We start from the raw sequence: 13,228 nt of genomic DNA on the forward strand, positions 1-13,228 counted from the left end.
AGGTAAACCGCCAAGCCTCCCGGCCCTTCCGCAAGCGGGAGGGCATGGCCTTGTTCTCCCCTCCCGCTTGCGGGAGGAGCTGGGGGTGGGCTTTCCTACCCCAAATCAAAAATCGATCGCGATGCCTTTCTGCACCCAGTCGCCGTAGCGGGTGGGTGAAAGGCCGTCGGGATCCTGCTCGTCCTTGGCCTTGACAGGCGGGGGAGCGGGGTCGTTGGTCCAGTGAGCGGGCTTGGTGAAGGCCGCCGGACGTTCAGTGGCGCGCTTGGTCATGGGCCCCATGTGGTGCGGGTGGCGGAAAAAGGCAATCCGGTATAGGGGCCGACGATGGACATACCCGGACTTCCTGCGCGCCGTGCCGCGCTCAACCTCATCGATGCCGTTCTGCGCAGGGGCGAGACGCTCGACCAGGCGGGCGGCTCCGCGCTCGCGCGCATCAAGGGCGATGCCGACCGCGCGCTCGCCCGCGCCATCGCCGGGGAGGTGCTGCGCTGGCGCGCCGACCTCGACGCGCTGATCGACTCCGCCACCCGCCTGCCGCTGGCCGACGACGCCAAGGCGCGCGCGGTGCTGCAGATCATGCTGGCGCAAGTGCTGCGGCTGGAGACGCCCGCGCACGCCGTCATCGCCACCGGCCTGCCGTTGCTGATGGGCGGCCCGCGCCGTCTGGCGCACGGCGTGTTCTCGACCCTGACCAAGCGCGCCGTGACGCTGCCCGAAGTGCCGACCCTGCCTGAGCCGGTCATGGAGCGCTGGGGCATCCGGGCCGAGACGATCGCCGCCGGTCTCGCCGTGCCGCCGCCGCTGGACCTCGCGCTGCGCGATGCCGCGGCGACGGCGGAGTGGGCCGAGCGTCTCGGCGGCGTCTCGCTGATGCCGGGTCATGTGCGCCTGCCGCGCGGGATCGCGGTGGAGCATCTCGAAGGTTTCCGCGAGGGTGCGTGGTGGGTGCAGGATCTCGCCGCCAGCCTGCCCGCGCGCATGCTCGGTGCGGGTGAGGGGCGGTCCGTGCTCGATCTTTGCGCCGCGCCCGGCGGCAAGACGATGCAGCTTGCGGCGGCGGGCTGGAAGGTGACCGCGCTCGACAACGCCAAGCGGCGGCTTGAACGCCTGCGCGAGAACCTTGAGCGCACCGCGCTGGAGGCGGAGGTGGTGCTCGCAGATGCCTTTACGTGGGAGCCGCAGGAGAAGTTCGACGCGATCCTGCTCGACGCGCCGTGCACCGCGACGGGCACCTCGCGCCGTCATCCGGACGTGCTCCACCGCATCGCGCCGCGCCAGATCGAGGAGATGGCCGAAATCCAGACGCGGATGCTGGCGCGGGCGGCCGAGTGGCTGAAGCCCGGCGGCACGCTGGTCTACGCTGTGTGCTCGCTGGAGCAGGAGGAAGGCGAGGACCGGGCGGCCGACGTCGAACTGACGCTCGCCCCGATCACGGCGGCGGAACTGCCCGAGGGCCTCTCGCCGACGGGCGAGGGCTGGCTGCGCACCGATCCGGGAATGCTGGCCGAGGCGGGCGGCCTCGACGGCTTCTTGATCGCGCGGTGGGTGAAGGGCTGAGGTAGCGGACAGCCGCGTCGTGGGAGTTTCGCCTTAAACCCGTCATCCCCGCGAAGGCGGGGACCCATCTGATGTTCATGCAACAGGCACCGTCAGGAGATGGGTTCCCGCCTTCGCGGGAATGACGGACGGTACTTTGTCCGAGCAATTATAGTCGGCGAAGGTCAGCGCCGGTTCGGATCGAGCGCCGAGCGGCCACGCGTCGCGCTACTACGCGGCACCGAAGCCATCGCTGGACGCGGGGGTATAGCCCCGCCGTCCAGCGCCATCAGCGCGGCGATGCGCTTCTCGGTCGCCGGGTGGGTCGAGAACAAGTCCGACACCGACGAGGGCACGATGTAGAGCTGCGCCGCCGCCGGGTTGCGCTCGACGGTGGGGTTGCGCAAGTGGGCGGCAGGCCCGGCGATCTTCTGCAGCGCAGAGGCCAGCGCGCGCGGGTTGCCGCTGATCTCGGCGCCCGCCTTGTCGGCGCCGTATTCGCGGGTGCGGCTGATCGCCATCTGCACGATCATCGCCGCGAAGGGGGCCATGACCATTGCCGCGATCGCGGCCATCGGGCTCGGGCGATCCTCCGAATTGCCCATGTGGCCGAAGAACATGCCGAAGTTGGCGATCATCGAGATGCCGCCCGCGATCGTCGCCACCATCGTCATCACCAGCGTGTCGCGGTTCTTCACGTGGCCCAGTTCGTGCGCCATCACGCCCGCCACTTCATCGCGGCTGAGCATGTCGAGCAGGCCCGTGGTCGCGGCGACGGCGGCGTGCTCGGGGTCGCGGCCGGTGGCGAATGCGTTGGGCGCCTCGGTGTCGATCACGTAGACGCGCGGCATCGGCAGCCCGGCACGCTGCGCCAGTTCGGCGACGAGGCGGTGGAACTCGCTCTCCGGGCCGACCTCGCGGGCGTTGTGCATCTTCAGCACGATGCTGTCCGCGTTCCAGAAGGTGAACAGGTTCATGCCCGCCGCCACGAGCAGCGCGATGATGGCGCCGCCGGTTCCGCCCAGCATGTAGCCCAGCCCCATGAACAGCGCCGTCAGCGCCGCCAGCAGCATGGCCGTCTTCATTCCGTTCACTTTCAATTGTCTCCTTGAGCGTTTGTCCCGGCGAATCTAGGGTCGGGCGGGAGGGTTTCAATGGCGCGCGCCGTTCCCGACACATGCAGTCACGCAACCGAAACCGGCAGGAAAGATTGACCGCTCCCGACCCGAAACCGAAACGTCGCCGCCGCTCTTCCGAGGAAGTGGCTGACCGCATCCTCGAAGCCGCCGCCGAGGAGTTCGAGGCTTCGGGCTATGCCGGGGCGACGACCGCCGCGATCGCCCGCCGCGCCGATGTGACCGAGGCGCAGATCTTCCGCTTCCACGACAGCAAGCAGGCGCTGTTCCGCGCGGCGATCTTCACGCCGCTGAACCGCCACTTCGCGGACTTTCAGGCCCGAACCGCCGGAGCGGGCGAGGGCAAGGATGTGGCGCGGGCCTACATCGGCGAATTGCTCGATTTCATGGGCAGCCATTCGAAGATGTTCCTCTCGCTGGCGGTCGCCAATGCCTATTCGCCCGAAGCCTCGGGCGGGATCGAGGCGCTCGACGGGTTGCAGGACTACTTTCGCAAGGGCGAGGCGATGTCGCGCGCGCGCATCGGGGAGACCCCGCGCATCGCGCCGGAACTCATGGTGCGCGTGTCGTTCGCGGCGGTGCTGGCGAACCTGATGTTCCGCGACTGGCTGTTCCCGCCGGGCATGGCCAGCGAGGCGGAGATTCGCGATGCCATCGCGGCTTTCGTGATCGAGGGGATCGGGGCGAACGGCAAGGTGTGAAACCTTCGCCGCCGCGATGGACGCGCCCCTTGGCACCCCGGGTGCCTTGAAGCCCCGCGCCGCATGACATAGCCCCGCTTGCAACCATCGATAGGGAGCAGCGAGAACCATGCCATTCAAGACCCGCGTGACCGAGATGCTCGGCATCGAACATCCGATCGTCCAGGGCGGCATGCAGGGCGTCGGCTATGCCGAACTGGCAAGCGCGGTGTCCAATGCCGGCGGCCTCGGCACCCTGACCGCGCTGACCCAGCCCAGCCCCGAGGCGCTGCGCGAGGAGATCGAGCGCTGCCGCTCGATGACCGACAAGCCCTTCGCGGTGAACATCACCGTCCTGCCCACGATCCTGCCGCCCGACTACAAGGCCTATGCGCAGGCCGTGATCGACGGCGGGGTGAAGATCGTCGAGACCGCGGGCACCCAGCAGGTGCGCGAGATCTGGGAGATGGTGAAGCCCCACGGCGTCACCGTGCTGCACAAGTGCACCGCCGTGCGCCACGCGCTTTCGGCAGAGAGGCACGGCTGCGACATCATCTCGATCGACGGCTTCGAATGCGCCGGGCACCCCGGCGAGGATGACATTCCCGGCCTGATCCTGATCCCCTCGGCGGCGGACAAGGTGAAGATTCCGATGCTGGCGAGCGGCGGCATCGGCGACGGGCGCGGCCTCGTCGCGGCGCTGGCGCTGGGGGCGGAGGGCATCAACATGGGCACCCGCTTCTGCGCCACCAAGGAAGCGCCGATCCACGACAACGTGAAGGCCAAATACGTCGAGAACGACGAGCGCGGCACCAACCTCATCTTCCGCAAGTTCAAGAACTCGGCGCGCGTCGGCAAGAACGATGTGTCCGACGAAGTGGTCGCGATTTCCGAACGGCCCGACTCGACTTTCGAGGATATCCGCCACCTCGTCGCGGGCGCTGTGGGCCGCGAACTGCTGCAGAGCGGCGATCTTACCAAGGGCATCTTCTGGGCCGGGATGGTGCAGGGCTTGATCCATGACGTGCCCACCTGCAAGGAACTGATCGAAAGGATCGTTGGCGAGGCCGAGGCAATCGTGAAGGAACGCCTGGGCGCCATGCTCGCCTGATCGACGGAGAGGGAGATTCCATGAGTTACGAGCACATCCTCTATTCGCTGGAGGACGGCGTCGCGCGCATTTCCCTCAACGATCCCAAGACAATGAACGGCGTCACCGAGGCGATGGGGCTGGAGATGGTCCACGCCCTGGACGTGGCGGCGCGCGATGCCCGCGCGGTGCTGCTGACGGGCGAGGGCAAGGCGTTCTGCTCGGGCGCAAACCTTGCGGCGGCGCAGGATATGCTGGCCGATCCCATGCGCGATATCGGCGGCCAGCTCGACCGCGCGTTCAACCCGGTCATCATGCAGATCAAGACTATGGAGCAGCCGGTCGTCACCGCGATCCGCGGGCCTGCGGCGGGCTTCGGCGCGGGTCTGGCGGCGGCGGGCGACGTGGTGCTGATGGCGGAAGGGTCGTACTTCTTCTGCGCCTTCTGCCACGTCGGCCTCGTCCCCGATGGCGGCGCGACCTACCTGCTGGCGCAGGCGGTGGGCCGGGTGCGCGCCATGCAGATGATGCTGCTGGGCGAGAAGGTCGATGCTAGGACCGCGCTCGACTGGGGCCTTGCGACCAGGGTGGTGCCCGAGGACGACCTCGACGCCGAGGCGATGAAGCTGGCGAAGCGGCTGGCCACCGGTCCGCGCTCGCTCGGCCTCATCAAGCGGATGGCGTGGGATGCGCTGGATTCGAGCCTTGAGACCGCGCTGCAGGCCGAACGACGCGGCCAGCGCGAGGCGGGGCGGACCGAGGACTTCCTCGAAGGCGTCAATGCGTTCCTCGAAAAGCGCAAGCCCGCGTTCAAGGGACGCTGAGGCTATATCCTCCCTGTTGCGCAGTAATGGGGAGGGGGACCGCCGCCGAAGGCGGTGGTGGAGGGGTAGCAGCCCCCTCCGTCAGCCCGGCGGGCTGCCACCTCCCCATTCCCTCGGAACAGGGAGGATTGGGCGTTCACACCACCTTCGCGTCCCGCAGCGCGGCGACTTGCGCCTCGTCGTAGCCCAGCTCCGAAAGGATGGCGTCGGTATGCTCGCCCAGCATCGGCGGGGCCATGCGGATCGTCGCCGGGCTCGCCGACATCTTCGCGAGCGGGCTGGCGATGAGATCGACCGAGCCGCTTTCCGCCCATGCATGCGGCGTCGTCGCCTTCAGGCCGCGATGTTGCACCTGCGGGTCTTCCCAGACGTCGGCCAGTTCATTGTAGCGCGCCGCCGGAATGCCCGCGCCGTCGAGCATGGCCTGAACCTCGAGGGTCGGAAAGCGGCCACTCCAGTCGTTGATGATGGCCATCAACTCGGCGCGATTGGTCTTGCCGCGCTTCAGGTTGGAATCGAAGCGCGGATCGTCGTTCAGTTCGGGCTGATCCATCAGCACCGTCAGGCGCCGCCAGTGCTCGTCGGTGCCGGCGGTGAGGTAGATGATGCCGTCCGCGCAATGGATCAGGTCCGCCGGGCCGCCGCCGTTGCCGCCGTTGCCGAGGCGCGGCGGGGCGTTGCCGCTTATCAGGTAGTCCTGCATGATGTGGCTGACCATCGCCACCGAACTGTCGAGCAGGGCGATGTCGATGTACTGCCCCTCGCCGGAGCGGGTGCGGTGCATCAGCGCGCCGAGGATCGCCAGCGCGGTGTTGTGGCCGGTCACGAAGTCGACGAGGCTGGGGCCGGTCTTGAGCGGGCCGGAGCCCGGCTGGCCCTCGGGAATGCCGGTCACCGCCATCATGCCGCCGGTCGCCTGGAACAGCCCGTCATAGCCCGGCAGCGCCGCCATCGGCCCGGTCTGGCCGAAGCCGGTGACCGAGCAGTAGATGAGGCCCGGGTTGATTGCGCGCAGGCTCTCGTAATCGAGGCCGAAGCGCTTGAGGTCGCCGACCTTGTAGTTCTCGATCAGCACGTCGGCGTTCTTCACCAGATCGCGCAGGATCGCCTGCCCCTCGGGCCGGGAATGGTTCAGCGTGATCGAGCGCTTGTTGCGGTTGGACACGGTGAAGAAGCTGGAGTGCCGCGTCTCGATCCCGTCCTTGCCGGGCACCCACGAGAAGCCGTAGCCGCGCCCGTCGTCGCCCACGCCCGGCCGCTCCACCTTGATGACGTCGGCTCCGAGATCGCCGAGGATTTGCGCGCCGACGGGGGCGGCGAAGACGCGGCTCATGTCGATGACGCGGATGCCTTCGAGGGCGGCCTTGGGTGTGCTCATTGTGCCTGTTCGCTCGTTGTCTGAGCCTTCTGACTAGCCCTGTGCGGTCCGGGGACAAGGCAGCCTCGGGCAATACCGCCGGGGCGGTTCGACGCCTGCCGGAGCGGCGGCTAACACGGCCTTGCAACGGTGGAGGAAGTCGAAGTGAAGGTAGCGATCATCACGGGTGCGGGCAGCGGCATCGGCCTCGAAACCGCGAAGATCCTGCACGGCGAGGGCTTCGCGATCGTCGGTGTCGGCCGCTCGAAGGACAAGCTGGCGGCGCTGGAAGCCGCGATCGGCAATCCCGACCACGTCCTTGCCATCAGCGCCGACCTGACCGACCCGGCCGCGCCCGGAGCCGTCGTCGCGCAGGCGCTGGCCCGCTTCGGCCGCATCGACGCGCTGGTGAACAACGCGGGCGTCGGCAGCCCCAAGCCGCTCGACGAGACGGACGACGAGACGCTCGACGACTTCCTCGACATCATGCTCGTCGCCCCGTTCCGGCTCTGCCGCGACGTGATCCCGCATCTGGGGGAGGGCGCCAGCGTGGTCAACGTGACGAGTACATTCGCGCATATCGGCGGACGGCGCGGCGGGGCCTATTCGGCGGCCAAGGGCGGGCTCAAGTCGATGACCGAGCACATGGCCTGCGAATACGGCCCGCGCGGCATCCGCTCCAACTGCGTGGCACCGGGCGTGACGATGACCGACATGGTGCGCCACCGCTTCGAGGACGAGGGCTTCAAGCGCGCCAACGTCGAGACCACGCCCTATCCGCGCCTCGCCCAGCCGGAGGACATCGCCTCGGTCATCGCCTTCCTGTGCCTGCCGGGCAGCGAGATGATCAACGGGCAGTCGATCGTGGTGGACGGCGGCTGGACGACGACGAAATATCTCTCCCCGCGCGTCACCCGCACGACTTGGGTGGAGCCGGAATAGTCTGCTCAGTCTGAGCGGGGTTTGGGGGTTGCCTTTGATCTGACGGGAGTTTCAGGCCGCCACCCGCAGCACGTTGCGGCCGCTACGCTTGGCGGCATAGAGCGCGGCATCGGCGGCGGCGAAGGTGGCCTCCGGCGATCCGTCGATGAAGGCGAGACCGGCACTGACACCGATGGGGATCAGCGTACCCTGCCACTCGACCCGGGTGACGAGGCGGTTGATGCGGCGGCGCACGGCGCTTTCCAGCGTTGCGGCGGGCATCGTGGCGGGTAGCAGCGCCGCGAATTCGTCACCGCCGATGCGGGCGATCAGACGGGCGCCGGGGAAGGCAGTGGCCAGGCGTTCCCCGAAGCGGGCGATGCAGGCATCCCCGGCGGCGTGCCCCCAGCGGTCGTTGATCGCCTTGAAGTCGTTGAGGTCGAACATCGCCAGCGCACCGATGCGCGACAGCCGTTCCGACCCGGCGGGAAGGTCGAGGAATTCGGACTGGAACCGCGCCCGGTTGCCGAGGCCCGTGAGCGGGTCGTTCTCGGCAAGGCGGCGCAGCTGTTCCCACTGCAGGCGCTCCTGCGTGATGTCCTGCTTCATGCCGTAGATCTGGACCGCGCGCCCATTTTCCACTCGCGTGTTGGCGGCCAGCCTCAGCCAGCGCGCCTCGCCGCCCGGCTGGCGAATCTGCGCTTCCATCGAGAAGCCGGAGCCTGTCTCGATCGCCTGCGCGCGCAGGCGCAGCATGATCTCGCGAGATTCCTCGTGGTAGAGGGCGACGGTATCGCGACGTTCGAAATGCGTGTCGTGGGAGAGGCCGAAGATTTCGAAGACGCCGTCGGTCCATTCGAGTTGCTCGGTAGCGAGGTCGCAGCTCCAGGCGCTGAGCCCGACCAGCGCCGCGGCCCGTGACACGAGGCGACCGTCGGTAAGCGGGCGGATGGCGGTACGATGCCGGTCGGTCTGCAGATACAAGATTGGCCCCCTTGCGCCATCCATCCGCCAATGGATCCACAATGGTTTAATTCCTTATGGTAAAACGTTCGCTAACGGAACTGCCATTTGAGCGGGCGCATTGCTCCGATGGGGTCAAGCCTGCGGCGTTGTCATTTCTGCCCGGGCTGCGGATAGCCTTCGGTCGGGACAAAGGAAGAAAAGCGCCATGATCCGCGGCATCCACCATATCGGCATGAACTGCCGAGATCTCGAGCGGATGAAGCGCCTCTATTGCGACGCGCCGGGCTTTGCGCCGGTGGACGCCGACGGGCTTTCCTGGGCGCGGGAGCCGGTCATGGACCACATCGTCGATCTGCGGGGCTCTGTCGCAAAAGGGTATGTGTTGCGGGTGGGCGGTTGCTACATCGAGATGTTCGAATATACCGCGCCGCCTTCCGACCTCGACCGGCCGTTGCGGCCCAACGATCGGGGCTACACGCATTTCCGTATCGACGTGACCGACATCGAACGGGATATCGCGCACCTGAAGGCATGCGGGATGACGTTCAACGACCGCGATTTCGTCGCTGTCGGGCATGCGACCCGGAGGGGAGCGTCATCGAGGTGCAGCGATGTGCCCCGGGCAACGGCTTCACCTTCGAGGAACTGCCGGCTTTCACGTGAGCACGGCTAGCGAGGCGCGCTCTACCAGTTGCGCATCGAAAGGGCCGGGCGGTGCCGCGCTCCGGTCCAGTATCCGGTTGATCGCCTCGTGGCCGATGCGCTCCCAGGGGATGCGCACCGAGGCCAGCGGAGGAAGCAGGCGGCGGGCGATCGAGGTGTCGTCGAACCCGACGAGCGATAGCGCTTCGGGAACCGGCACGCCCGCCTGTGCGGCCGCATGAAGGACGCCGGCGGCCATGTCGTCGTTGCAGGCGAGAATCGCGGTCGGCCGCGGACTGATCTCCAGCAGCAGCCGTCCGGCGGCCATGCCGGACTCGAACGTATCGTCGCCCGGCACGATCAGCGCCGGGCCCCGGTCGAGCCCATGTTCGGCCATGGCATCGAGATAGCCGAGTTCGCGTTGCCGGGCGCCGGGGGAGGTTTCCGGCCCGGCTACAAGTCCGATCCGCGCATGGCCCAGCGTCACCAGACGGCGCACGGTCAGCGCGGTGGCGGCCCGTTCGTCGCAGGACAACTCGGGCGCCAGACCGATGCGCAGGCAGCGGGTCCGCGCGCGGTCGCACACGTCCACAAGATCGCTGCGCCCGCCGAGGGGCGGCGTCAGCACCACGGCTTCAGGCCGATGATGTTCGAGAACCTGCGCGAACATGGCGGTACTTTCATCCGGGGGCTGGACGTGGATGGCAAGCAGCAGAGGCGCCGTGGTCACGGCGCGCTCCATGCCGCGTTGCAGGGCTTCGCGAACGGCGCTCTCCCGGCCGTCGTGGACGAGCAGGACAATCGCCCCGCCCGGCACGGCCGCACCGACACTCTCCGGCGGACGCAGTGGCGCGCGCAGGTCGGGGGCATAGGCCGCCCGTTCGATCGAGGTGGCAGGTCGCTTGCGAGCGGGCCGGGGTGCGACGGACGCTTCGGGTGAAGTCATGACCGCGATGCTGGGCGCTCGCGCGCGGCGGACCAACCGCAGTTAGCTCCGGAACCGATGAAACCGGACAGGCCCCGCGTTACCGTCTATTACAACCGCGCGATTGCAGAGTGGTGACAACGCGCTTAATGAGCCCTGCAAATACATGCCGCTTCTTGCGGGCACCCCTGACCCGCGTGGCGGGCCGAAGACTTGACGGATAGCGATGAACCCCGCCCCCAGCCAACGCCACTACGGAATGGACTGGTTGCGCGTGGGTGCCTTCGTGATGCTGATCTTCTATCATGTCGGCTTCTCGTTCACGCCATGGGGCTACCAGACGCCCACGCGCGGCGTGGTGTGGTGGGCGGAAATCCCGTTGCTGGGCCTCAGCGCCTGGCGGCTGGCGCTGCTTTTCGCGATCTCGGGCTACGCCAGCGCGGCGCTGTTTTCCCGGGAGCGCGACGCCGGGAGCTTTCTCAGGAGCCGTCTGCTGCGGCTGGGCATTCCGCTGCTGTTCGGCCTGACGGTGATCGTGCCGCCACAGCCTTACATGGGTCTGCTCAACAGCGGCTATGCCCATGGCTACGCCTACTTCCTGTTCCACGATGCCTTCGGTTTCCGCCGGGTGATCCACGAGGATTTGCCCGCGATCATGCACTTGTGGTTCGTGATCTACCTGCTCGCCTATACGGTCGCGCTTTGCGTGTCGGTAATGGTGCTGCCTGCAAGCTGGCGCGCCGCGCTGGCGCGGGGATCGGAGAAGCTGCTGTCGGGGCCGTGGCTGTTGCCGTTCGGATGCCTGGCCATCTATGCGGTACGCGCGCCGGGCGACGGCTGGACCGACACTCACAGCCTGCTCACCGACCTTTGCGCGCACCTTCATTATGGCGGCATGTTCCTTTTCGGCTACCTGCTGCGCAACTCGGAACCGCTGCGCGCGGCGATCGCACGGCAGTGGAAATGGGCGCTGGTCTTGGGGCTGGCGGGTTACGCCTTCGTCGCACTCGAGGCGTGGTACTTTCCCGGCAACGTGCGCACGCCGCGTGCATGGATGGAGCCGCTGGACTTCGCCAAGGCGGTGCAGTGCTGGGGTACCGTGATCGCTCTGTTCGGCATCGCCGATCGCTTCTGGAACCGTGACGCCCGCTGGCGCGGCATGCTGGCCGAGGCGGTGTTCCCGGTGTTCATCGCGCACCAGACGGTGATGGTGCTGGTCAGCTACTGGCTGCGCGACAAGGGACTGACGGCTCTGCCGGAGTTTCTGGTGCTCTGCGCGGTAGTGGCGGGCGGTTCCTGGCTGTTCTATCTCGTTGGCCGCGAGGTCGGGCCGCTGCGCCCGCTGATCGGGCTGAAGCGCGCCAAGCCGGTCAAGCGGGCGAAGGCGAGCGTGGTACCGCCGACGGTTGCGTGATTGCGCTGGGGCTTCGATAAGCTCAGCCTGAGCGGGATTGGAGGTTCTTGCACAACCGCCCCTCACCCTGAGCTTGTGGAAGGGGCAGGCTGAGCTTTTCGAAGCCTTCTTCCGTATCCCCGACCTCGCGAGAGGAGAGCCCGCGAGGCCGGAGCCGTCTAGTCCTTCGCCAGCAGCAGCGCCGCCGCGAGCGGGCCGCCGCCGGATGTCGCCACCGCCACTCTGGGATCGCCGGGGATCTGCCGCTCGCCTGCCTTGCCGCGCAGCTGCGTCACCGCCTCGTGCGCGAAGCCGAAGCCGTGCAGGCGTCCCGCACCGAGCTGACCGCCTGCGGTGTTGAGCGGTAGTTGGCCATCGCGCGCGATGCGGGTGCCGCCTTCGATGAAGCGGCCGCCTTCGCCCTTCTCGCAGAAGCCCAGGCCCTCCAGCCAGGTGATCGGCAGATAGGCGAAGCCGTCATAGAACTGCACGGTATCGACATCGCCTACGGTGTAATCGGTGTGCTGCCACAAGTCGCGCCCGGCATCGTAGGCGGCGGGCCACTCGACCTGATCCCACGAATACCGGTCGACAGAGCCCGACATCGCGGCGATGCGGATCGGCTCGCATGTGATCTCGTCGAGCGCATCGCCGGCCGAGACGATCACCACCGTGGAGGCGTCGGAGAAACGGTCGCAGTCGTAGAGGCACAGCGGCGTCGAGATCATCCGTGCCGACATGTACTTGTCGAGCGTCAGTTCCTCCTTGGTGATCGCGCGCGCCCTTGGGTTGAGCATGGCGTTCTTGGAGCCGTTGATGGCGATCTGGCCCAACTGTTCGCGCGTCAACCCGTATTTGTGGACGTGGCGCGCGGCATATTGCGCGGTCCAGCAGGCGGCCGAAGTCGCCCAGAACGGGCTGGTCCACTGCGAGGCGCCGGAGACGGTGTCCGACCGCGCACCCATGTAGGTCGCCGGATCGGCCATGCCGCCCGCCTCGTAGACGGTACGGTAGCACAGCACGTGGCGGCAGATGCCCTGCTTCACCGCCCACGCCGCCATACCGATGGCGGAGAGCTGCGCCGGTTGCTCCAGTCCGCCCATCTGCCACTTCGACTTGATGCCGAGCGCCTCGATCACCTCGTCGGTGCCGACGGGCGAGAAGGCGAGGTAGCCGTGGCTCTTGCCGGGGAACGAGAACACGCCGTCGATCTGCCCGAAGGTAAGGCCCGCCTCGGCGATCGCCTCCTTCGCGGCGTCGAGCGTCAGCAGCAGCGGATGGCGGGGCAGGCGCACGCCCACCTCGGACTGGCCGACGCCGGTGATGTAGGCTTCGCGGGCCATCAGCCGACCTTCTCGAACAAGGGATAGAAGATGCCGGCCTGCTCCTCGAACACCACGCGGACCGGATCGCCGAACGCGACGGCCTCGACCGGGCAGTTCACGATGTTGGTGGTGAGGTAGACGCCGGGCACTCCGTCGAGCGCGACGCGGGCGATGACGTAGGGGACGGGGAGGTCCTTGGCCCAGGGCTGGTGATTGACCGTGAAAGTGTCGATCACCCCGGTCCCGGCGACAGCCTGCGCGGCTACGTTTTCGGACTGGCAATGGCGGCACAGGATGCGGGGCGGATGGGTGTATTCGCCGCAGTCGCTGCAGCGAACGATGCGCAGTTCGCCCTCGGCGCCGCTGGTCCAGAACGCCGTGTTTTCCTGGTCCAGTTTCGGCCTCGGTCTTGGTGGGCTCATGTGTTGCT

Annotated in this window: 14 protein-coding genes; 7 read left to right on the forward strand and 7 right to left on the reverse strand. The window is 67.7% G+C overall.

All coding sequences use genetic code 11. The features are described from left to right. Window positions 1-105: 105 nt before the first annotated feature. Window positions 106-273 carry a DUF1674 domain-containing protein gene (locus HWN72_RS04870; RefSeq protein WP_008832636.1) on the reverse strand — a complete coding sequence of 56 codons (168 nt, stop codon included), beginning with the start codon at window positions 271-273 and terminating at the stop codon, window positions 106-108. Window positions 274-327: 54 nt separating this feature from the next. Between HWN72_RS04870 and HWN72_RS04875 the strand changes: the two genes are divergently transcribed. Further along, window positions 328-1,560, forward strand: a complete 1,233-nt coding sequence (locus tag HWN72_RS04875) for an RsmB/NOP family class I SAM-dependent RNA methyltransferase (RefSeq protein ID WP_211149947.1) — start codon at window positions 328-330, stop codon at window positions 1,558-1,560. Window positions 1,561-1,724: 164 nt separating this feature from the next. Here HWN72_RS04875 and HWN72_RS04880 read toward each other — a convergent pair whose 3' ends face one another. After that, window positions 1,725-2,633, reverse strand: a complete 909-nt coding sequence (locus tag HWN72_RS04880; RefSeq protein ID WP_231958125.1) for a M48 family metalloprotease — start codon at window positions 2,631-2,633, stop codon at window positions 1,725-1,727. Window positions 2,634-2,800: 167 nt separating this feature from the next. On the opposite strand from HWN72_RS04880, the gene HWN72_RS04885 reads away from it, so the two are divergent. The 3 genes from HWN72_RS04885 (at window position 2,801) to HWN72_RS04895 (ending at window position 5,269) form a co-directional block, all read left to right on the forward strand. After that, window positions 2,801-3,376 (forward strand): TetR family transcriptional regulator, encoded by a 576-nt coding sequence (locus HWN72_RS04885; RefSeq protein WP_309141553.1) that lies wholly within the window; start codon window positions 2,801-2,803, stop codon window positions 3,374-3,376. Between the two features lie 109 nt (window positions 3,377-3,485). Then, window positions 3,486-4,466: a nitronate monooxygenase family protein gene (locus tag HWN72_RS04890; RefSeq protein WP_008832640.1), complete on the forward strand. Its 981-nt coding sequence runs from the start codon at window positions 3,486-3,488 to the stop codon at window positions 4,464-4,466. A 20-nt stretch (window positions 4,467-4,486) separates the two neighbouring features. Beyond that, window positions 4,487-5,269 (forward strand): enoyl-CoA hydratase-related protein, encoded by a 783-nt coding sequence (locus HWN72_RS04895; protein ID WP_069707500.1) that lies wholly within the window; start codon window positions 4,487-4,489, stop codon window positions 5,267-5,269. 136 nt (window positions 5,270-5,405) lie between these two features. Here HWN72_RS04895 and HWN72_RS04900 read toward each other — a convergent pair whose 3' ends face one another. Continuing rightward, window positions 5,406-6,647, reverse strand: coding sequence for a CaiB/BaiF CoA-transferase family protein (locus HWN72_RS04900; protein WP_069707501.1), 1,242 nt, complete (start codon window positions 6,645-6,647; stop codon window positions 5,406-5,408). 144 nt (window positions 6,648-6,791) lie between these two features. Between HWN72_RS04900 and HWN72_RS04905 the strand changes: the two genes are divergently transcribed. Further along, entirely contained in the window at window positions 6,792-7,568 is a 777-nt protein-coding gene (locus HWN72_RS04905) for an SDR family NAD(P)-dependent oxidoreductase (RefSeq protein WP_069709109.1), read from the forward strand. A 51-nt stretch (window positions 7,569-7,619) separates the two neighbouring features. Here the strand turns inward: HWN72_RS04905 and HWN72_RS04910 are convergent, their stop codons facing one another. Then, window positions 7,620-8,531: a GGDEF domain-containing protein gene (locus HWN72_RS04910; RefSeq protein ID WP_051586667.1), complete on the reverse strand. Its 912-nt coding sequence runs from the start codon at window positions 8,529-8,531 to the stop codon at window positions 7,620-7,622. A 187-nt stretch (window positions 8,532-8,718) separates the two neighbouring features. On the opposite strand from HWN72_RS04910, the gene HWN72_RS04915 reads away from it, so the two are divergent. Then, window positions 8,719-9,186: a VOC family protein gene (locus HWN72_RS04915; protein ID WP_069707502.1), complete on the forward strand. Its 468-nt coding sequence runs from the start codon at window positions 8,719-8,721 to the stop codon at window positions 9,184-9,186. On the opposite strand, the gene HWN72_RS04920 is transcribed toward HWN72_RS04915, so the two are convergent. Continuing rightward, a complete protein-coding gene (locus HWN72_RS04920) occupies window positions 9,169-10,101 on the reverse strand; it encodes a substrate-binding domain-containing protein (protein WP_069709110.1) in 933 nt (310 codons plus the stop codon). The genes HWN72_RS04915 and HWN72_RS04920 overlap by 18 nt on opposite strands. 205 nt (window positions 10,102-10,306) lie before the next feature. Here HWN72_RS04920 and HWN72_RS04925 point away from each other — a divergent pair, with 205 nt between their 5' ends. Beyond that, window positions 10,307-11,494, forward strand: a complete 1,188-nt coding sequence (locus tag HWN72_RS04925; protein WP_069707503.1) for an acyltransferase — start codon at window positions 10,307-10,309, stop codon at window positions 11,492-11,494. A gap of 158 nt (window positions 11,495-11,652) precedes the next feature. On the opposite strand, the gene HWN72_RS04930 is transcribed toward HWN72_RS04925, so the two are convergent. Both HWN72_RS04930 and HWN72_RS04935 read right to left on the reverse strand, forming a co-directional pair. After that, entirely contained in the window at window positions 11,653-12,816 is a 1,164-nt protein-coding gene (locus HWN72_RS04930) for a thiolase family protein (protein WP_069707504.1), read from the reverse strand. Then, window positions 12,816-13,220: a Zn-ribbon domain-containing OB-fold protein gene (locus HWN72_RS04935; RefSeq protein ID WP_008831112.1), complete on the reverse strand. Its 405-nt coding sequence runs from the start codon at window positions 13,218-13,220 to the stop codon at window positions 12,816-12,818. Before HWN72_RS04935 ends, HWN72_RS04930 begins: the two co-directional genes overlap by 1 nt. Between the last annotated feature and the right edge of the window lie 8 nt (window positions 13,221-13,228).

The organism is Novosphingobium sp. HR1a, assembly GCF_015594425.1.
Classification (GTDB): Bacteria; Pseudomonadota; Alphaproteobacteria; order Sphingomonadales; family Sphingomonadaceae; genus Novosphingobium; species Novosphingobium resinovorum_A.

Excerpts from the sequence above, each read along its gene's own strand:
- HWN72_RS04890 (WP_008832640.1), top strand. The coding sequence starts at position 3,486 with ATGCCATTCAAGACCCGCGTGACCGAGATGCTCGGCATCGAACATCCG.
- HWN72_RS04875 (WP_211149947.1), top strand. The coding sequence starts at position 328 with ATGGACATACCCGGACTTCCTGCGCGCCGTGCCGCGCTCAACCTCATC.
- HWN72_RS04930 (WP_069707504.1), bottom strand. The coding sequence starts at position 12,816 with ATGGCCCGCGAAGCCTACATCACCGGCGTCGGCCAGTCCGAGGTGGGC.
- HWN72_RS04895 (WP_069707500.1), top strand. The coding sequence starts at position 4,487 with ATGAGTTACGAGCACATCCTCTATTCGCTGGAGGACGGCGTCGCGCGC.
- HWN72_RS04870 (WP_008832636.1), bottom strand. The coding sequence starts at position 273 with ATGACCAAGCGCGCCACTGAACGTCCGGCGGCCTTCACCAAGCCCGCT.
- HWN72_RS04900 (WP_069707501.1), bottom strand. The coding sequence starts at position 6,647 with ATGAGCACACCCAAGGCCGCCCTCGAAGGCATCCGCGTCATCGACATG.
- HWN72_RS04925 (WP_069707503.1), top strand. The coding sequence starts at position 10,307 with ATGAACCCCGCCCCCAGCCAACGCCACTACGGAATGGACTGGTTGCGC.
- HWN72_RS04915 (WP_069707502.1), top strand. The coding sequence starts at position 8,719 with ATGATCCGCGGCATCCACCATATCGGCATGAACTGCCGAGATCTCGAG.
- HWN72_RS04920 (WP_069709110.1), bottom strand. The coding sequence starts at position 10,101 with ATGACTTCACCCGAAGCGTCCGTCGCACCCCGGCCCGCTCGCAAGCGA.
- HWN72_RS04935 (WP_008831112.1), bottom strand. The coding sequence starts at position 13,220 with ATGAGCCCACCAAGACCGAGGCCGAAACTGGACCAGGAAAACACGGCG.